This window comes from Lederbergia lenta NBRC 16444, assembly GCF_001591545.1.
In the GTDB taxonomy this organism is placed as follows: Bacteria; Bacillota; Bacilli; order Bacillales; family Bacillaceae_C; genus Lederbergia; species Lederbergia lenta.
Genome location: NZ_BCVC01000004.1, coordinates 76,408 through 95,781, shown reverse-complemented (window position 1 = coordinate 95,781; position 19,374 = coordinate 76,408). Strand labels below are relative to the sequence as shown.

Below are 19,374 nucleotides of genomic sequence, written 5' to 3'. Positions count from 1 at the left end.
TTTGCCTCTCTCCTTACCATTATTTTTCTATTGTTTATCATTTTATTCCTGTGTTTGCTACTCCCTCAATAAAGTGATCTTGGGCTAAAAAGTAAACAATAATCGTTGGTATAATTGCCGAAACAGCGGCAGCCATAAGCAATGCATATTCTGTGTTATATTCCGTGATAAAATGCTGAATTCCCAACTGTAATGTGTATAAATTGTCAGATGTTAGATAAATCAATGGTCCAAGGAAATCATTCCATGAATGCATGAAGGAGAATATGACCAGCGTGGCAATTGCCGGTTTTGATAACGGCATCATAATTTTCCAATAGATTCCAAATTCACTAAGACCATCAATTCTCGCCGCTTCTAGTAGTTCATCAGGAATGGATAAGAAAAATTGACGGAATAAGAACACACCAAACGGATTAAATGAGCCAAGTAAGATCAATGCCCAATGTGAATTAACGAGCCCTATCTCCTTCATCAACATAAATTGCGGAATCATCATCACTTGATAAGGGATCATCATTGTTGCAACATAGATGAAAAATAAACGATTACTTTCTGGAAACTTAATTTTTGCAAAAGCATATCCTGCGAGCGAGCTGTTGATAACAATCAAAATAGTTGTCAAGACAGCTATCTTCAACGTATTTAAGTAATAAAGGTGGAAAGGTACTTTTGTCCACACATCTTTATAGTTACTCCAATGAAAAGTTTCGGGGATCCACTTAATTGGAAATCCAAAAATTTCTGATTCCGCTTTTAACGAAGCTGATAACATCCAGACAAACGGAAGAACCATCATCAATGAAACTAAAATAATCACCATATATTTAATTATCTTTTTTATCGGTACTTTTTGAATCTTTGGAGTAGATGTGTTGCTTGTAGCTTTAGTTGCGATTTCCATTGAAAACGTCAACTCCTTTCTGTTTATATGAGTATTTCCTGTGAATAACGATTAATCATTCATTTCCCCATTTTTTTTGGCCTTTAAATTGAAAAAATGCAAATAATAAAATGAGCATGAACAAGACATAAGCCATGGATGATGCGTATCCGTATTCAAATTGTTTGAAAGCTGTGTTATAAATGTCGTACACAAGTACATGTGTAGATCTACCTGGTCCTCCGTTTGTCAAAATATAAATAAGATCAAATACTTTAAAGGAATTAATTACACCGATAATTGTTGTAAAAAAGACGATGGGAGAAAGCATCGGCAATGTAACATTGAAAAACTTAGAAACTGCACCTGCTCCATCCAAATCCGCAGCTTCGTAAAGATAGTTAGGAATGCCTTGTAAACCTGCCAAAAATAGAATCATATAATAGCCGATAGAATGCCATATATACACGATTGAAACGGAAACTAACGCCCAACTGGGGGATGATAGCCAACCAGGGGGATTATCTATACCAAGTGTCATTAGAAATCCATTGATCGGTCCCATAGAGGGATTAAAAATGAGCTGCCATACAGCTGCAACTGCAATAGTTGCAGTTACATATGGTAAAAACACTGCAGTTCGAAATACCTTTACAAATCGGATACCTTTATTTAATGCAATAGCTATTAAGACGGACAAAAATAAGGTAATTGGGACAGAAATCACAGTAAATAGAATACTGTTAATAAATGAAATACGAAAATTTTCATCAAAAAATAGATTTTTATAGTTTTCTAAACCAATAAACTCTATCTTCCCGAATCCATTCCATGTGGTAAAACTCATCACAAAGGAAGCAATAACAGGAATGAGTATAAATATTAAAAAGCCTAAAATGTTTGGCAGTAGGAATGTATATGCTATCAAACGATTTCGCCTTACTACTTTTGATTTTGGCTTACTAATTTGCTTCATCATGTTCATTCCTTTCAAAAAACTGGGCACTGCAATTTGGAGATATGGAGTTGCAGTGCCTTATTTTTATTTCTTACTTATCTTCATATTTGTTTGCCCATTCACTTTTTACACGCTTTGTAATGTTCTCAATTGCTTTATCAACAGATTGCTCACCGATTATAGCTAACTCGCCTTCTTGCGTAAATATTTGCCCTACAACAATATTTTTAACGCCAAGTAGCATTGGATACTCAGGATATTCCTTCGTTTCTAGGAAGTAGTGTAGGTTCTCCGGCTTTTGCGATCCATCGCCGAGGTAGGCCTTTTCAACATCCTCATTCATATAACCTGTTAAATACCCTTCAGAGGCAAATAGCTCGGCACCTTCTTTACCTGTCATATATTGCATAAATTTAAATGCTTCATTTGCATGCTTTGTATTTTTATTCATCATAATTGTTACTGGTAGCGCTAATGATGTATTTTTCGCTACACCTTCAGGATGTGGAATTGGTACAACATCCCAGTCGAAGTCTATTGTCCCTTCTGCCTCTGCTTCTCTAAGCTGGGCAACATGCCAGTCCCCAATCAAGTTCATCGCAATATTTCCTTTTTGGAAAGCTGCATTGTAGTGTGCTCCCGTCGATACTTGTTCAGACCAACCCATGATTGACCCATCCTTTTCAAGACCTATACGTATTTGCAACGCTTCTTTAAAAGGGGTCAAATCTTTATCGATAATGGAAGCACCAGCCTGAACAGCACTCATATACCATGTTTGTGGCCATTGTTGTAGAAATGCGCCATACACTTTGCTTTCTCCGCTCCCACTCGTCATTTCTTTGGACAATTCACGAAATTCTTTCCATGTCATGTCATCACTTGGGTAGTCTACACCTTTTTCATCAAATAAATCTTTATTATAATAAAGCATCCAGTTTGATTTTCTATAAGGAAGACTCAATACTTTATCCTCTGACTTATACGTGTCATACATCGTTCCATATCCTGAAACATCCATATCACTTTCTTTAATATAATCGTCTAATGGTGCTAACAATCCCGTGTCGATCATATTGTCCATCTGGCCAGTGAATAAATCGTATCCTTCTCCACTTGATAGCTGCATTCGAATTTTTTCATAGTATTGTTGTTGAGGAAAGGATTCGAATGTAATATTGATGTTAGGATTGTTTTTCTTAAACTCTTCATATCCCCTTTCAAAGGTCTCTTGGTCATCAGGGAAAACCGCCATTTTTAAGCTAACTTTTTCATTTGTATCTTCTGATTTTCCCGTTTCCGCACTTCCTTCTTTTGAACTGCCACTAGAGCAGCCAACGAGCAAAACAAAGCAAACAAATATAATTGCTAATATACTGGATCTCTTTTTCATGGAACTGATCCCCCTTAATTTTTGTTGTAAATTGTTGTATATTAAATGTAAGGGTTTTCAGATGAGATAATAAGTAGAAAGTTTTATTCCCCCCGTTCAGTGCCTATTCAAAAGGTGACAGAATAGGAATGAGAAAATCGGGGCGCGAAGGTTTGGAAGACTGAAGCATATGCTTTTATTACAGGAGAAACAAACTAGTACACGATGTGCTGGCCTCTGTGTTGCTCACAGGACTTGAGCGTTCTTAACAGAGGTTCGTTTTAGTACAGAGGTTGCTTTAACAAAGATTCGTTTTCCTAAGTAGGAACACCTTATTCCCAACAAGCAATTCGCCGTTTTCATTTGGTGACTTTTTGAACATCCCCGTTAATCATTAGGAGTGACCATTATGATTTTTTTGTTTTTTGTATGTATTGTGCTTTTAATATTCTTTATATATAAAAACTTAAAAAGTTCGTCGATATTTTTTTTAAGTACGTTAACAATTGGGTGGATTTTGGCCTACACTTCTTTTACTCTCTATTTGTCAAAATTCAATTACTATTTTAATATTGTTAATCAGTTTATTGATTTTAGTCCTGGTACGTGGAATAACCTTATTCTACAAAACTTCCATGCGGATACATTAATTCGCTTCTTTAATTTTGGAATTGTTCTATTTTATTTTTCCTTCTTAAGTTTTGCTCTTTCTTTCGTAAGTACGCTTAAAATCAAGAGAAAGCAAGTCAACTTATATTTAATATTAGGCGTTTTTGGCATGATTCAATTTGTATACTATGATCCAAGTATTCATCTGATGCTTCAAGATTATGCAGTCGATACAGATAAGCTTTACGAATACCAGTCTTATAGTCATATCGGGGATATCATCTTTCAATCGATCAACTTCTTACACCTTATAGGTGGGTTTGCTTTATTTTTCCATCATTTCGTTCTCTATTATAAATTAAGATATATCCGACATTACACGCTTTATAATGTCATTAGTCTTATTCCGCTAACATTTGTACACTTGCTTATGTTCAATTGGGCTCCCATTAACTTTGTGAAGACTACGTTTAGCAGAAACTATACAAATTATATACAGCCGCCAATCAATTTATTTTTAGTTGAGTATCGCTTCTTCCCCTTGATTGCTCTATTTGCAATCGGCATCATGATTTTCAATGTATTTAAATATAAGTCGATTGAGGCGCATTATTCGAGCATTAATATTATTACAAAGAAAAAAATTGATACGGCTTCACTAGGGGTAAAAGCATTTACACATGCCATCAAAAACCATCTGCTTGCCATACGTTCTGAAGCAGAATATTTACAGGAAAAGTTCGCTGATGATGAGGATGCATTATATAGCTTGAAATTGATGATAAACTCCTGTGAAACGTCTTTTCAAAGTATCGATGAAGCAAACCATAAGCTAAAACATATTACATTAAATATGAAGGCAACTTCTTTGGCCGTACCTATTGAAAAAGCAATTGATCGTTTCCATGCAAAATCTATGGATGCCACAATTCACTACAAACAACCGAGTCGGGATATCATGGTCTATATCGATGAAGAACATTTCCATGAGGCTATACATAATATTCTTAAGAATTCAGTAGAAGCTGTTGCACATCGCAAAGGAGATATTTGGATTAATATTAAAGAGATAGGTCAATGGGGGACTGTGACAATCGTGGACAACGGTACGGGAATTGCTGCTGAAAATGTGGACGAAATATTTACGCCTTTTTTTTCAACAAAACCAACCATTACTAATTGGGGGATTGGTCTTTCATTTTGTCATAAAGTAATTACGGGTCATGGCGGAAAAATTGAAGTGACAAGCGAGAAAGGTAAATCAACTCAATTTGATATTTTATTACCCCTATTTAAAAGGGTATAAAAAGCCCCCTTGGCTCTGGCTATGCCAAAAGTCTATATGTCCTTAAATAAGGGGCTGTTCCATAAGTCGCCTTGTATCTGACTTATGGAACAGCCCGCTTCGTATTCATTACTACATTCAGCTATTATTCTTTAAAATTACTTATTTTTAAACTACCTTGGAAAGCTTGATCGTTAATTGCTATTACTGACTTCCTATCCTCTGCTTCACCTGTCCATACATGGACTGAAAGCTGTGACGATGATTTTGATACGATGTTCATGATCAACTGTACCGTATACATATTATTGTTTTGATCGAAAGCTTTAGCTCTTATTTCAGCATGATCTTCATCTAATCTGAGCAACTCGGCTTCCTTCAAGTCTAAACGCATGCCTTGAGGCGTAATATGAATACTGGCTTTCCCAACTAAGTTGTTGTCCGCTCCAGTTGTCCATTTGCTATGAATATGCACTTTCTTACCAGTATGGAGGCTTTTGAGAAGCTCAACATGCCCATTTGCTTGGATTGTAATACCTGGCTTTATTGGCTCAATACTGTCGCTAGTCATTTGAAGCTTAGCTGTAAATGTTTCACCTTGAGCTTGATTCACATTTACTTCTAGTTTTAATACCTTATTAACTTGTTCTATTTTAATATTTTCATCAGCTTTCAATAATTTAGCCATTTCTCCATCTATATCGATCTCAATTACCCCTTTATTTTTCATCGTCGGATCAGAAACAGCAATCTCAAGCACACCATCTTTCTCTTGAAACGTAACAGAAGCCTTTTGATATGCTGTTAGAGGTCCGACCGTTTGCTTTTCATCATTCCAGAAATTTGCACCTATGAGATTTTTCTTGACGTCCTGTACAGCTTGAACAGCCGGATCATTTCTTAAAATTTGAACATCAGGTTGTTTGGCGTACTTCTCGGTTTGTTTTTCGCTTCGTCCTGGAAGAAGAACATAAGAATATGTGTCATTATTAGGCTTGATGCCATGATTAAACCACATAGTTGCGTAGGACCTTTTTATACGGTCAGCTGGTTCGCCATAATTAATGTCCTTCCAAGCACCAGTACGCTCTTCTTTTTTTACTGTCAGTGCTTTCCCCTCTGGGAAATAATAGCCTATATCTGCACCTTTGACATTCCCTTCAAGAAAAGCCCAATCGGCATCAAATGTTTGGTCATTCGTATCGCTTAAATCAGGTGTTTCACCATTAATAACAAGTTTATTGGAGCCATCATCGTGAATTTTTCGGTTTTCTACGATCGTTTCTATATTCCTTTCTTCGTCGCTATGAATGCCTGATCCAAGCGCAACAATTTCATCATCGAACATAAACCAAGACTTTTTCGCAGTGAGTGAACTATTCCACCCTTTATAAGACATGCCGGTTGTTCCAAAACGATCATTTAATGTTGAACCACCGACCCATGTTTCAGATGAAGTGTGTTCCCCACTTCCGTCCACTCTTTTCATCGTATCGATTGTCGTTCCCGGCATCCGGTAAGGATCCACTGTCGGCCAAAAGTCATTGCTGTATTGGCCCAAATCTACATTGTATAAATACGTCATGCCTTCACCTGTATACCAGCCTTTACGATTTTCATTGTTCATATCTTCATAGTTTTGAATGCGAGCAGAATACATGCTGATTCCAAAAGCATAGCCTGTTTTTCTATGGACTACACGGTCCATTGCTGCAAATGTCTTATGAAAGTCGAGATCTCCCCTTGCCGTAACTTGCTGGTTATCCAACAGTTGCTTTGCCAAGGTCATATCCCGGAAATTCCCTTCATTCTCCATATAATTTGAAAATGTATCTTCTTGTAGCCAGTATTTTGCCATTCGCTCATATTTTTCAGCAAACGGTTCTGGTGCAAATTGTGCCATTCGTATGACACTTTTAATGATTGTATGACCTGCAGTATGATCCTGAAGAAAGCTCCTGGATATCGCTCTACCTCTTACCATATCCATTAAGGCGCCTTTATACATAAAGGGCTCATAGGCATTTTCTATCCACTCATACACATTACTTACTTTAGGATCGGTTACATCCCAAGTAGAATCACTTAATAGATCTAGTAGTACAGTCAAGCCTTCAATTAAGACAATCCCGTATGACCCGTTATAGGCGATATTTTCATGTTGCACAAAGGATCCATCTTTATAAAAACCGTCTCCTTCCGTGACGTTTTCAAAAGTCTGACTAAGCGCATCACGTGCTGAAGCAATTTTATCTGCATCCTTCACTATAACTCCACGTACTCCCACTACTTTACTAACATCGATACGGTTCGCCCCAACTGCTTCACGATAATTCCCAGGAGTAGTTGCACCAGATTTCGTCGGATCAGGCTGAAAATGATCCACAACTTTTAAATATCGATGTACGGTTTCTTTATCCATATAATCATATAAAAGAACCATAATATTATTTAATTCATTAGGTACGCCAATTTCCCAATGCCACCAATTACTGTACTGAACAATATTTTCGTTATATTGATTTTGATATAACCACTCAAGTGCCGATAGAATATCCTGAAACAATGCCGGATTACGATAAAGTGATGAATGTTCATTTGCAAAAGCATGAGCCATTGCAGTTAGATTACGGTAATTGGCTCTTATGTCCGCGGAGTCATCTTTACTGGTAAAATCAATCCACAGATAGGAGCGATTTTCATTTTTGACCATACTTTTCCACAATTTTTCCGCTGTTTTTGTTTTGTTCTCAATGACCTCAACCATACGTTCATTCGTTGCATCAAAGTAGTCAAGACTTGTGATCTGACTTTCCCATCTATTACGAAGTTGGTCATATTCGTCTTGCTCAGTATCTATTACAGTAATCTGGCTCTCACCTTTGATCTTTCCATCTTCTGTCTCAACCGTAATAGTAGCTGTTCCTGCAAAATGTGCTTCTACCATGCCTCCTTGTACAGATGCTACTTCCTTATTTGAAGAACCCCAAATCAACTTTTCAGTATTTGCATTTTCTGGAGTAGTACTTGCTTTTAACAAACGTACTTGACCTGATTCCAATTTGAGCTCTTTAGGATGTAATTCAATCTCCCCAATAGAAGGACCTTCAATCCCATCCTTTTCGACAACTTTTACAAGAGTGCTAGCGGATAATCCATTATCTGTGGAAGCAGTGATCAGAGTTTCACCTACTGCAAGACCAGTCACAGTGCCGTTTTCTACTGTAGCAACTGTTCCATCCGTAGATGTCCAAGAAATAAGTGAACTAGTATCAACCGGATCTACCTGTACATTCAATAATGTTGTTTCTCCCTTTTTGAGGACCATTTCACTCTGTTCCATAGCGATTGCTTGTGCGGGGTTGATTAATTCTAATGAAACATCATCAAACATAGCCGTACCAGTTCCCGTTTCAAAAAAAAGCTGTACCCGAATGCTATCTACATTAACAGGGACTTTCACTTCCATTTTGATCTGCGACCAATCATGAGTGCCTGTCAGTCGATTGGAATATAACAAGTCAAGCTGCTGATCCCCCTCATACAAAACAACTCTCATTCGTGCACCTTGACTACTAACTATATCCTCCGTTCTCACCCAAGTACTTAGTGCATATGACTTCCCGCCTTCGACAGACACATCCTGTGAAACAGCAGCTCTACCATTGTCATTAGCGGAAATTTTTAACCCGTAATCGCCTGTATAGCTTGCATCATTTGATATGGATACAACAGGGCTTCCCGTTGGTTTCCATACACTCCACTTAGAAGCCCCTAGTTCATCCCAACCTGTGTTTGCTTTCTCCGTTTCTTCAAAGCTAGTGTTGAGTAATGGCTGTGAATCACTTGCCCGCACTTCTTGCACATTTACTACCATTATCAGTATTAATAAAAAGCTAATAAAAATAGAAAAGCTCTTTTTCACCAACCGCTTCATATTCATTGATTACTCTCCCCTATCCTAATGTTTTAGGGTGATATATCTTTGACCCAGCTTTTGGTGCAATATCGAGAATCACCCACAACGAAACTTAGTTACAAAGGTTTTAAATTAAACTGATAATTTTATCCACCATCCTTCTTTTCAAAAAATAACATTAGTGTATAATAATTGTAAGGGTTTTCATTTATCGGGCTAAGTGGAAAGTATTATTCCCCCATAAATAGACTTTATATATTCTTCTATCATATATTCACTCTCTTACACTATATAGTTCATTAAGTATGGACCACAGACAATAATCAAATGAAAATTTTCCGTCATCGTTTTAAACCAGGGTTAAAGCCCATTCAGTTGTTCTAAAAGAAACCGAATACTTTCATAAATAGGAGAGGGTGTAAATCATACCACCCTGATATATTTGCTGGAGGGAATCTATTGGAAACTATTAGTATATTAATCGCAGATGATATGGAAGCCCATCGCAGGCGGCTTGAGAGAATTATAGGCAGTCAAGGAAAGCTATCGCTAACTGCTTCAGCCAAGAGTGGATATGAAGCAGTTGCATTTGCCGCAATCAAGAAACCTGACATTGTTTTAATGGATATCGAAATGGAAAGCCAAATGGCAGGGATTAAAGCAGCTGCTGAAATTCACAAAATTTTTCCGGATACAAAAATTATAATGTTAACTGTACATCAGGATAATAATATTGTATTTGCGGCTTTTCAGTCAGGTATCATAGATTACCTAATAAAATCCGCTCCAAAAGAAGAAATTCTAGAAGCCATTTATTCAGCTGCCAATAACCAATCCCCCATTCGTCCGATTATCGCAGGGAAAATTAGAGAAGAATTTGCTCGTATCAAAAAATCAGAAGATCATTTAACGGAATTTTTCAAAATCATTGCTACGCTTACCCCATCAGAGCTAGAAGTGTTAAAACTGCTTTGCAGCGGTTTAAAAAGAAAAGAAATTGCAAAAGAGCGTGCTGTGGAAATAGATACAGTAAAAAAACAAGTTACTAGTTTACTAAAGAAATTTGATAGGATAAGTACGAAGGAAATTGTGGAAGAAGTAAATGAGCTAAAACTATTCGATATGATTAAAGATATTTCGTAACGAAACAAAACGAAGGGTGCAGCATGAGATGCGCCCTTCGTTTTATTCATTCTCTCAGCTTAGCCTCAACATCATTTCTTCCTCAAACTCTATTTAAGATAGCTTCTTCAATTGCTCTATTTATCTCTTTTCTTATCTCGAAAATAAAAGTACCTTCTTTAGGATACTCCGTAAATGTAATCTTTTCATTTTTATCAATAATATCCATTACATATTGTTTTCCCTTTAATTCCGCTAGCCACTGAAACGCCCTTAAATCTTGTAATGCTTGATAAAAGACTCTTAAGCGAATAGATGGCAGTGCTTCTCCATTTTTCCCTGGATAGACGAGAAACGGGTCACCGGATGGAAAAGCCTTTTTAGCGTCGGTAACTAAGTAAGGATCAATCGGTTCAATAGAATATTGACTATTATAGAAGTTATATCCCCAATGTAAGAATCCTTCAATGTCATATTTAAATAACTGAGTAGCGATGATTCTATTTCTATAAGAAGGCATTGCCATGAATCGATTACTCACCTCTCTATTTTGTGAGCAACAATAATACGTCCATAAATTAGGCACATGATGATCAATGAACGGTTGAATATGATCAGACGCTACTACCGGCTTTTTGACAATCCCCTTTTCAAAAAAGGAATAATCACTTAGTGCATCAATAATCGTAAAATCCTTAAGATATGGTTCTGCTATCTCTTTAGCCTTTGAATAAGTTTCAAAGTAATTTTCAGTTGGTTCGTCAGAAATATGGAAATAGATATTTTTTTGCTCCCAATTTTCTTTAAGAAATGCAGTTAAGGAAGGTAAAAAAGCTTGTAAAAACACTTGATACTCCTCACTGTCTGCATTGACATTCCATCCGAATTTCTGTGTTAGCTTACCATTTTCCATAACCATAATTTTCGGTGTAAACTCTGCACCCCATTGGGTGAATAGATGAGCTATTTCAATATATTTCACATTAGAACGCCTACATATTTCTAACCACTTTTTCAGTAAAGAGTAATCAAAGTCATATTCGTTATCAGTCAATGATATTTGAACAAGTTGCACGGTTGTTCTTTCTCCACCAACCTTCGTGTCTAAAGGAGGTGTGAATACTGGCGTTAGTATCATATTGATCCCGTTTTCACTGGCTGTCTCAATAAAATTTTCTATTGTTCGCCAATGCTCATCTGAGAAGACTTTTACTTGATAATAATCTGCCAAACAATCTGCATGAAACCATTCTGTGTGGATAAGCTTTTGCTCAGGTAGTGAGTGTGGGATCACATGTATATTTAATGTTTCCTTAAAAAGAATTTGGTCTGCCTCATTTGCAATCTGAACGATGACCGCCTTCTCGCCATTAGCAACAAGGTTAGGTTGTATATCAATCCAAATAGCATTCCAACCTTCTACTTCTAGCTCTATTTCCCCTTCCGAGATCGGCTCAAGCAAGTCTGGAAATAATCCGGGAGCTATGGAAAGGTAAGATTCATCGTGCCTGTCCGGATAAGCAGGTAAATCAGAAGGAACACTTTTCACCTTACTCAGAGACCTTTTTATCGTATCATCAGTGCTTATTTTGATACTTACCTTTTGCTTCTCTTCGCCAGCGCAACGGTAAGCGAGTTGAAAAGAATATTGCTCCTGTTGGAAAAGGGTTACATCTTTCCATTCTAATTTTGTTGGTGTATCTGTTGAAAATACCTTTTCTAATGAGTCCACTAAGCAGAATTCAATATTATTCATCATTTTCCTCCCATTTTCAACTATGCATGAGCAATCCGTGGCATCGGCATTGCCTCTTTCCCAAGTTCTGCCCATATATATTTCAATAATAAATCTGTTTTTAAAGTTTGATAGTCTGGGTTATCCCATAGATTATTAAATTCTCCGGGATCTGTTTCTAAATCGTATAATTCTCCGTAGGATTGATTATAATAAACTGTTATTTTATATCGCTCATTAACATACGTCTTTTGATGAATCGTTGTCGGCTCATGTCTAAATTCACAAATGATATGATCCCGCGCTTGCTCCTCTTCTCCCTCCCAAACTTGAGTTTGATCCACTCCGGTCATTTGAGGAGGAATGGAAATCCCAGCCATACTTAAGAATGTAGGCGCTAGATCAACCAGGCTCTGCATGGACTCTGATACCCGTCCTGCGGGTACTTTCTCTGGATAGCGAACGATAAAAGGAACTTTGATTAAATCTTCATAATGAAAGCCGCCTTTATATTGAAGCCCGTGTTGCCCAAAAAAGTGCCCATGATCACTTGTAAATACGATGATTGTATTATCAGCAATTCCAAGTTCATCAAGCTTATCGAGAATTTTACCAATATACTTATCCATCAAACTAATCATCCCATAATAAGTGGCAGTCAATTTTTTATGATCGTCTTCACTCACATTTTTATGTGTGTGATATCCATGAATGCCAAATCCTGTTTCTTGATAGGGAGTAAAATCTGGATTTTGCTCCTGAGTTAACTGAAAGTGAGGCGGATTTTGGTCATGTTCCCCTTCTTTTCCTTTAGGTATCGTTAACTTTTCAGGATCATACATTGTATCCCAAGGTTCTGGGACAAGATATGGAGGATGGGGGTCAAAAAAACTTGACCACAGAAAAAAACTTTCCTCATTTTCCACATAATCTTCCAACATAGAATTCGTTCGCTCTGCAATCCATGTATTATAATGATACTTTTCTGGGATAGCCCATGTATACTTTTCTTTTGGATCCATATGTCCTGTTGGTGCCAAGAAATAATCTTTCCAATTAGAACACCCCTTTTCTTCCATCCACAACGCATAATGCTGACCGACTAAATGTTCGTTTGTATGATTTCTTGCAAGTTCCGCTTTTTCAAACCCATAAAATGATTCATCAAAAGTCTTCCAATATTCTAGATCACTTAATAATGGATACGATTCGATCGATGGATATTCTTCGGAATCCTTCGTTTGTTGAAAATGAGCCTTGCCAATTAATGCCGTTCGATAATCATGTTCCTTGAATACTTCACCAACTGTTAGGCGATCCTCCAGTAGTTTTGTACCAAGTGTCCATGCACCATGCTGACTAGGATGTACTCCAGTGATAATGGAGGCTCTTGTTGGTGTACATGTAGGATTGGGACAATACGCCCGATCAAACATCGTGCCTTCACGGACCAATCGATCTAAATTTGGCGTCTTGATCTCCGGATTAAAAGCTCCGATTGTATTGAAATGCTGCTGGTCGCTCGTAATTAATAAAACATTCGGTTTCCTCATTCACAATCACCTCTTTATTTTATCAGCTGATTGGCTGCGACATACGCCCCACATAAAGCAGCATCATTATGCAACTGCGCCAACACGAGCTTTGTCGACTGCTTGTAAACCTGCATCACTTTCTTATCATACTTTTCTAGTATATCTTTTAAAAACACTTCTCCTTGCTCCGTAATGCCCCCACCAATAATAATTATTTCAGGATTATATAAATGGGCAATATTTACAAGGCCCGTTACTAGGTGCTCAAGGAAAAGATCGTAAGCTTCAAGGGCCAACAGATCGTTCTTATGAACTAGGTCCATCATTTCCTTCCCGCTTAACTCTTGGCCAGAAAGACCTTTATAAAATCGCACAAGCGCAGAAGTCGATGCGTATCTTTCTAAACAGCCCGCTCCACCGCATGGGCAACTTTCTCCGTTATGCATAATCGACATATGTCCTAGTTCTCCAGCTAAATTTGCTGAGCCTCTCATTAACTTTCCATTGATAACGACAGCTCCACCTATGCCTGTACCTAACGTTAAGAGCACAACTTCTTGCTTTCCGCTAGCAGCCCCTAACCACATTTCACCAAGGCAAGCACTTCTAACGTCATTTTCTACTGAAACGGAAAGACCTGTCTTTTTATGGAGAACCTCAGCCAATTTTAGACCTGAGTAGCCCTTGATATTTGATGAGAAAATAACCTTTCCTTCTTGATGGTCAACTAAGCCGCATGAGGAAATACCAATATTTCCAATTAAATAATGTTGCTTGAAAAATTGAATCTTTTCATCAATCATTTCAGGAATACTTGTTTGTGCGTGGTCAAGAGGTGTTTCCATTTTTCCAGCTAATAAAATTTCTCCTTCTCCCGTAACAACTCCATATTTAATATAGGTGCCGCCAATATCAAAACAAGCACTATAAATCATTAAAGTCACCCTCTATCTCTATAAGTTGAACGAATCATTTAGCGAGATGTCTTTTCCATTCCTAAATAGCAAAAAATTGTGATTCTTGCCATTACGTTCCACTTACTGTCTGTTGGTTAGTATCTCTACTCTTAATTTATAAAGCAGTTACCTTAATCTCTGGCAAATACTGCTGGACAATTTCTGTCTGAACCATTCCTGTCGTAGATTCCAACGCATTTGCTAACCCACATGCACAAGCCCACCGCAGGCATTCATCTAAATCATATTTCTTCTGAAGTGCATAGGCCATCCCAGCAACCATACTATCACCTGAACCAACCGGGCTTACCGCTGTAATACGGGGAACTTTTGCTTGCCATATAACATCTTCTCCAATTAAAACTGCCCCTTCGGCTCCTAAAGAAAGTAAAACGTACTGTACGCCCTGTGAGCAAATTGCTTTGGCTGCTTCAATCATTTCCTCAAGTGTAGACTCCACTTTTCCTGTGTATTGTGATAACTCCGTTTGATTCGGCTTAATTAAAAATGGCTTCCCTTCTATCCCAAACTTAAGAGGCTCCCCACTTGTATCCAATAAAAGTGGGATATTTGCCTCTCTTGTTAACGCACCAATTTCTTGATAAAAGGAGACAGGAACACCCGAAGGCAGGCTCCCAGAGGCAACGACCATCGTCGCCTCTTTCAGTAGATGTTGAAAAGACACCTTAAATTTTTCTATTTCTTCGTTCTTCACAACGGGACCAATTTCCATTAATTCCGTTTGCGTACCACTTTTCTCGTCAATCATAGCTAGGCATGTTCTTGTCTCTTCCTTTATTGTTACAAAAGAATGTTCGATTTCCTGCTCATCTAGCTGCTTTTGGATCCATACACCGCTTTGCCCACCTAAAAAACCAGTACAAAGCGGTGCACTACCGATTTCCTTCAAAACTCGCGACACGTTTAACGCTTTTCCACCTGGTGTTTTATTTCCATTTTCCACTCGATGGCCTTGATCCATTTGAAAATTTGGTACTCGATAGGAAACGTCAATGGCCGGATTTAATGTTACTGTTACTATCATTTCGTATGCCTACGCTCTCTGTGCACTTTTGCACATCGCAATTTTATCTGCAGCTACTTGCTTTAACTCTGTAATAGCATCTTTAAAGTATTTTCTTGGATCATTTTCATCTGGATGCTCAATAAAGTAATCCTTCAATCCCCCGACAAATGCATTTTTCAACTCTGTAGCAATATTTACTTTACAAATCCCCATGTTTATTGTTTCCCTTACTAATGTATCAGGAAGTCCTGATCCTCCATGGAGGACTAATGGGATATCAACAACAGCCCTGATATCTTTTAATCTTTCTAGATCCAATTTTGGTTCTCCTTTATACAATCCATGTGCTGTACCAATTGCTACTGCTAAAGAATGGATTCCTGTTCGTTCAACAAATTCCTTTGCTTCGTTTGGATTGGTATAAATGGCATCTTTTTCATCGACACTCATATCATCTTCAATTCCACTCAAACGCCCCAGTTCCGCCTCTACAAAAACCCCATACTTGGTTGCGTATTCAACAACTTCCTTAACGATTTTTACATTCTCATCGAATGGATGGTGACTGGCATCAATCATGACAGATCGGACTCCTGCATCTATCAATCTTTTAATATCTTCGATGTTTTCATGATGATCCAAATGGACTTCAAACGGAATATTGTATCTCTTCCTGCCAGCTTCCATCAGTCCAACCAAAAATTCCTCACCCATATATTTAATCGTCCCTGGAGTTGCAGCTAGAAGAACAGGAGACCTTAGTTCTTCAGCTATTTCTAGAACTGCTTTTGCCGTTTCCAAGTTATGCACATTAAAAGCAGGAACCGCATAATTCTCTATTTGTGCGGTACGCAAAAGGTTTGTAGTAGTAGTCGCTGTCATATTATTTTTCCTCCCCGTATGGATAGATGTGCACACCTTGGACAACACGATTTATTACCCCGTCCGGAGAAGGGTTATCCGGTGAAATCCCGCTGTGTAAAGATTTTTCAAAGGCAAACAATTGAGCAAAAGTAATATAAGGAAATGCTAAATACATATCTTCTAATTCTTCATTAGCAGATACAATTAGGTGCTGATCACTGTGCTTTGCTATTTCCGAATCAGCAATTCCAGAAATTGCTACAACTGGTCCCCTGTTCTTTTCATTAAATAATTCTATTAACATATCTAGATCATACTGTCTTGTATATTGGTTGTTGGATATGAATACAACGCTCAATGTTTCTTGATCTAAAAACGACTTTGGTCCATGACGAAATCCTAATGTTGTATCGTACATTGTTGGGTATTTCCCCCCGGTTAACTCTAAAAACTTTAGCGAGGATTCGCGAGATAATCCCTCAAACACACCTGACCCCAAATAAACCAATTTGGAAAAGCTCTGTTCTAAAAGTTGTGGGATGACTTCCTTACTTGCCTGCAACATCTCTTCACCAGACTTGGCTAGTTGTTCAAATTGCTGCTCAAATTTTTCTTTATCATCACTAAAGAGATAAAGCGCTGTCAACATCATTGTCGAATAACTACTTGTCATTGCCAATCCTTTATCATTTGCTTCTTCTGGAAGCAGTAAAACAAGTTGCTCCTCCTCCCCCCTCTGTCTCCTTGCCAAAGCACCTTCACGATTACATGTAATCGTTATTTCATAGAAGTCTTCTACCATTCCCTCTGCAATTTCAACTGCTGCAATACTTTCCGGGCTATTGCCAGATCGAGCAAAAGAAACCATGACCGTTGGAATATTTGCATCTAAATAGTAATATGGTGCGGCTGTAAGATTAGTTGTTGAAATACACTCTGCTTCCCAACCCCTATTTCTAATTTCACGGCGAACATGAGGATATATCGTTTCCCCAATAAATGCACTTGTTCCTGCCCCTGTAAAAATAACTCTTACTGTGCCATGCTTTTTTTCGATGCCTTTTAGAAACGTTTTCATATTCTCTTTTTCTTCGGAGAATTGTTTTACTGCTTTTAACCATAACGTCGGTTGCTGTTCTATCTCCCTAATTGTATGAGATTTTTCTGTTTGATAACTACTCATTTTAATCATCCTCCCTAATGTAGTGTTGTCATTACCAGTATGATATAAGTAGACAATTGTTTCTCCTTATTTAGCATTAGCGCCCTAAATTATCTACGACGTATGGCGAATTAGCTTACTGCTTTCTTGCACATATGAACGATTAAGGGCGCTTGCTCCTTTTATATCTACTTCAATTCCACCGAATAGGTGAATTTATCTCCTCTGGCAATGGACACAGTATATTCAATCACTGAACTGTCTTCATAGGTAATCCGCTCAATTAAGAGACTTGGTTCGCCCTGTTGAATGTTTAAGCGCTTTGCTTCTTCGTAGGTGGGCATCATAGCTTTAAATCTTTCATTTGCCTTTGTTATAACTACATTGTAATTTTCCCGAAACAAATGATACATCGGAAGTTTTTGTAGATCATCTTCCTTTAAATCAGGAAATCTTTGAACTGGAATATACGATATTTCATACATCATCGGCTCATCATCCGCAAAGCGTAGTCTTGTAATCTTATACAACAAGTCGCCTTCGATCATCTCCATTGTTTTAGCTAATTTACTATCAACATCCACCTTTTCAAAGGCTAATACTTTTGAAGTTGGTATTTTATTAATCTTTTTCATCTCTTCTGTAAAACTGTAAAACGTAACAAGGCTTTGATTAATCACTTTTGGTGAAACAAAAGTACCTTTTCCATGTTGCTTATAAATGAATTGTTCCTTTTCAAGTTCTTGCATCGCTTGTCTGACGGTTGTGCGGCTTACATTATGCATTTCACACAGTTCCCGCTCAGAAGGAAGCTTGTCATGCTCCTTTAAATTGCCGGATTCTATCTTTTCTATAATGGAATCCATTAATTGATAATAAAGGGGCAGACGGTTGTCTTTCTCAATCATGTTTTTCTCCTTTACCACATTACTTAAGATCATATATCCTTTTTTGGACAAACCTCATAATGTTGTCATTACCAGTTGGTTAGATTGTAACATGAGTTTGGAACATTTAGAAGGATTATTTTCTTTATTGCAATACATACGTGGTCATGAAAGAATAAAACAATCATTATAATCATAGAAGGTTATAAATAGCATTATAAATATTCAATAAAATAATACCAACTAATGTATAGGTGAAAATTCTATCCATTTGTAGATTGTTAAACTTCTGAGATAGTGTGGTGCCAATTAAACCACCAATCACTCCTCCAGTTACCATATATCCTAACACGGACAAGTCAAAAATAGTAAATCCAGTAGTAAAAGCAGTAGTTATCAGAGAAGACAACTGTGAGAAAAAAATAATAAAAATTGAATTAATTGCCGATTCCCTTATATTCATCGAAAAGGCAAAAGCAAGTATAGCCATATTTAAAGGTCCCCCGCCAATTCCTAAAAAGGAGGAAAGAGTACCGAGACCAAAACCAATTGTAAAAATAAGAATGGCATTCTGTAATTGATACGTCTTTATACTTTCCCTATTTCTAACAAATAATAGAATCAGTAACATAAGTACTGTTAATAGAGTTGCTTGTATGACGATGATTATTTTTTGATCTTCCATGGATCTGACAAGATAATTAAAAATAAACTTTCCAATAAGTCCGCCAACAATCGATCCAATTGCGATAATAAAACTTTTTCTTCCTTTTATTCTTATACCTGAACGTGTTGCCTTCAGTAGAGATACACAGGCCATAGCAAACACCGTCGTTGTCGATAGCAATCCAATTGTTGCAACATCATAAGTTCCTATACTATCTAGAACGGGCTTGATAATAATTCCGCCACCAAGCCCTGCGATAGATCCAATAATAGATGCAAGCAGACCAATCAGTAAATATACGATAGTAATTATATACACCTTCTAACTAACTTTCCTTATTGAGAAGCGTTCCGAACTCCCCTAAAGGTCTCCTTATTATTAATATTCTCATGA

At 37.4% G+C, this 19,374-nt stretch carries 14 protein-coding genes; 2 read left to right on the top strand and 12 right to left on the bottom strand.

The features are described 5' to 3' along the window. Positions 1 to 37 precede the first annotated feature (37 nt). The 3 genes from BLE01S_RS14510 to BLE01S_RS14500 all read right to left on the bottom strand — a co-directional run bounded on the left by BLE01S_RS14510 (position 38) and on the right by BLE01S_RS14500 (position 3,234). A complete protein-coding gene (locus tag BLE01S_RS14510; RefSeq protein ID WP_066143701.1) occupies positions 38 to 904 on the bottom strand; it encodes a carbohydrate ABC transporter permease in 867 nt (288 codons plus the stop codon). Positions 905 to 959: 55 nt separating this feature from the next. Beyond that, positions 960 to 1,859, bottom strand: a complete 900-nt coding sequence (locus tag BLE01S_RS14505) for a carbohydrate ABC transporter permease (protein ID WP_218011616.1) — start codon at positions 1,857 to 1,859, stop codon at positions 960 to 962. A gap of 73 nt (positions 1,860 to 1,932) precedes the next feature. After that, entirely contained in the window at positions 1,933 to 3,234 is a 1,302-nt protein-coding gene (locus tag BLE01S_RS14500) for an ABC transporter substrate-binding protein (RefSeq protein ID WP_066143698.1), read from the bottom strand. 757 nt (positions 3,235 to 3,991) lie between these two features. Here BLE01S_RS14500 and BLE01S_RS14495 point away from each other — a divergent pair. Next, positions 3,992 to 5,128 (top strand): sensor histidine kinase, encoded by a 1,137-nt coding sequence (locus tag BLE01S_RS14495; RefSeq protein WP_169800033.1) that lies wholly within the window; start codon positions 3,992 to 3,994, stop codon positions 5,126 to 5,128. 124 nt (positions 5,129 to 5,252) lie between these two features. On the opposite strand, the gene BLE01S_RS14490 is transcribed toward BLE01S_RS14495, so the two are convergent. After that, positions 5,253 to 9,050, bottom strand: a complete 3,798-nt coding sequence (locus tag BLE01S_RS14490; protein ID WP_066143691.1) for a polysaccharide lyase family 8 super-sandwich domain-containing protein — start codon at positions 9,048 to 9,050, stop codon at positions 5,253 to 5,255. A gap of 435 nt (positions 9,051 to 9,485) precedes the next feature. Here BLE01S_RS14490 and BLE01S_RS14485 point away from each other — a divergent pair, with 435 nt between their 5' ends. Next, a complete protein-coding gene (locus tag BLE01S_RS14485) occupies positions 9,486 to 10,169 on the top strand; it encodes a response regulator transcription factor (RefSeq protein WP_082788750.1) in 684 nt (227 codons plus the stop codon). 82 nt (positions 10,170 to 10,251) lie between these two features. Here BLE01S_RS14485 and BLE01S_RS14480 read toward each other — a convergent pair whose 3' ends face one another. The 8 genes from BLE01S_RS14480 to BLE01S_RS14445 all read right to left on the bottom strand — a co-directional run bounded on the left by BLE01S_RS14480 (position 10,252) and on the right by BLE01S_RS14445 (position 19,299). After that, positions 10,252 to 11,904: a DUF4091 domain-containing protein gene (locus tag BLE01S_RS14480; protein WP_066143686.1), complete on the bottom strand. Its 1,653-nt coding sequence runs from the start codon at positions 11,902 to 11,904 to the stop codon at positions 10,252 to 10,254. Between the two features lie 20 nt (positions 11,905 to 11,924). After that, the gene (locus BLE01S_RS14475) at positions 11,925 to 13,436 is read right to left on the bottom strand and encodes a sulfatase family protein (protein ID WP_066143682.1); all 1,512 of its coding nucleotides are present in this window, start codon (positions 13,434 to 13,436) and stop codon (positions 11,925 to 11,927) included. Positions 13,437 to 13,450: 14 nt separating this feature from the next. After that, on the bottom strand, positions 13,451 to 14,353 hold the full coding sequence (locus tag BLE01S_RS14470; protein WP_066143677.1) for an ROK family protein: 903 nt from the start codon (positions 14,351 to 14,353) through the stop codon (positions 13,451 to 13,453). A 136-nt stretch (positions 14,354 to 14,489) separates the two neighbouring features. After that, positions 14,490 to 15,419, bottom strand: coding sequence for a 1-phosphofructokinase (gene pfkB, locus BLE01S_RS14465; RefSeq protein ID WP_066143669.1), 930 nt, complete (start codon positions 15,417 to 15,419; stop codon positions 14,490 to 14,492). A 9-nt stretch (positions 15,420 to 15,428) separates the two neighbouring features. Then, positions 15,429 to 16,283, bottom strand: coding sequence for a tagatose-bisphosphate aldolase subunit GatY (gatY, locus tag BLE01S_RS14460; protein WP_066143667.1), 855 nt, complete (start codon positions 16,281 to 16,283; stop codon positions 15,429 to 15,431). Position 16,284: 1 nt separating this feature from the next. Further along, positions 16,285 to 17,448: an SIS domain-containing protein gene (locus tag BLE01S_RS14455; protein WP_066143665.1), complete on the bottom strand. Its 1,164-nt coding sequence runs from the start codon at positions 17,446 to 17,448 to the stop codon at positions 16,285 to 16,287. Positions 17,449 to 17,615: 167 nt separating this feature from the next. Beyond that, positions 17,616 to 18,335, bottom strand: a complete 720-nt coding sequence (locus BLE01S_RS14450; RefSeq protein WP_066143662.1) for a GntR family transcriptional regulator — start codon at positions 18,333 to 18,335, stop codon at positions 17,616 to 17,618. 172 nt (positions 18,336 to 18,507) lie between these two features. After that, positions 18,508 to 19,299: a sulfite exporter TauE/SafE family protein gene (locus tag BLE01S_RS14445; protein WP_066143659.1), complete on the bottom strand. Its 792-nt coding sequence runs from the start codon at positions 19,297 to 19,299 to the stop codon at positions 18,508 to 18,510. Positions 19,300 to 19,374 lie beyond the last annotated feature (75 nt).

Excerpts from the sequence above, each read along its gene's own strand:
- BLE01S_RS14450 (WP_066143662.1), bottom strand. The coding sequence starts at position 18,335 with ATGATTGAGAAAGACAACCGTCTGCCCCTTTATTATCAATTAATGGAT.
- BLE01S_RS14505 (WP_218011616.1), bottom strand. The coding sequence starts at position 1,859 with ATGAAGCAAATTAGTAAGCCAAAATCAAAAGTAGTAAGGCGAAATCGT.
- BLE01S_RS14500 (WP_066143698.1), bottom strand. The coding sequence starts at position 3,234 with ATGAAAAAGAGATCCAGTATATTAGCAATTATATTTGTTTGCTTTGTT.
- gatY (WP_066143667.1), bottom strand. The coding sequence starts at position 16,283 with ATGACAGCGACTACTACTACAAACCTTTTGCGTACCGCACAAATAGAG.
- BLE01S_RS14475 (WP_066143682.1), bottom strand. The coding sequence starts at position 13,436 with ATGAGGAAACCGAATGTTTTATTAATTACGAGCGACCAGCAGCATTTC.
- BLE01S_RS14480 (WP_066143686.1), bottom strand. The coding sequence starts at position 11,904 with ATGAATAATATTGAATTCTGCTTAGTGGACTCATTAGAAAAGGTATTT.
- BLE01S_RS14455 (WP_066143665.1), bottom strand. The coding sequence starts at position 17,448 with ATGAGTAGTTATCAAACAGAAAAATCTCATACAATTAGGGAGATAGAA.
- BLE01S_RS14510 (WP_066143701.1), bottom strand. The coding sequence starts at position 904 with ATGGAAATCGCAACTAAAGCTACAAGCAACACATCTACTCCAAAGATT.
- BLE01S_RS14490 (WP_066143691.1), bottom strand. The coding sequence starts at position 9,050 with ATGAATATGAAGCGGTTGGTGAAAAAGAGCTTTTCTATTTTTATTAGC.
- BLE01S_RS14470 (WP_066143677.1), bottom strand. The coding sequence starts at position 14,353 with ATGATTTATAGTGCTTGTTTTGATATTGGCGGCACCTATATTAAATAT.
- pfkB (WP_066143669.1), bottom strand. The coding sequence starts at position 15,419 with ATGATAGTAACAGTAACATTAAATCCGGCCATTGACGTTTCCTATCGA.
- BLE01S_RS14495 (WP_169800033.1), top strand. The coding sequence starts at position 3,992 with ATGATTCAATTTGTATACTATGATCCAAGTATTCATCTGATGCTTCAA.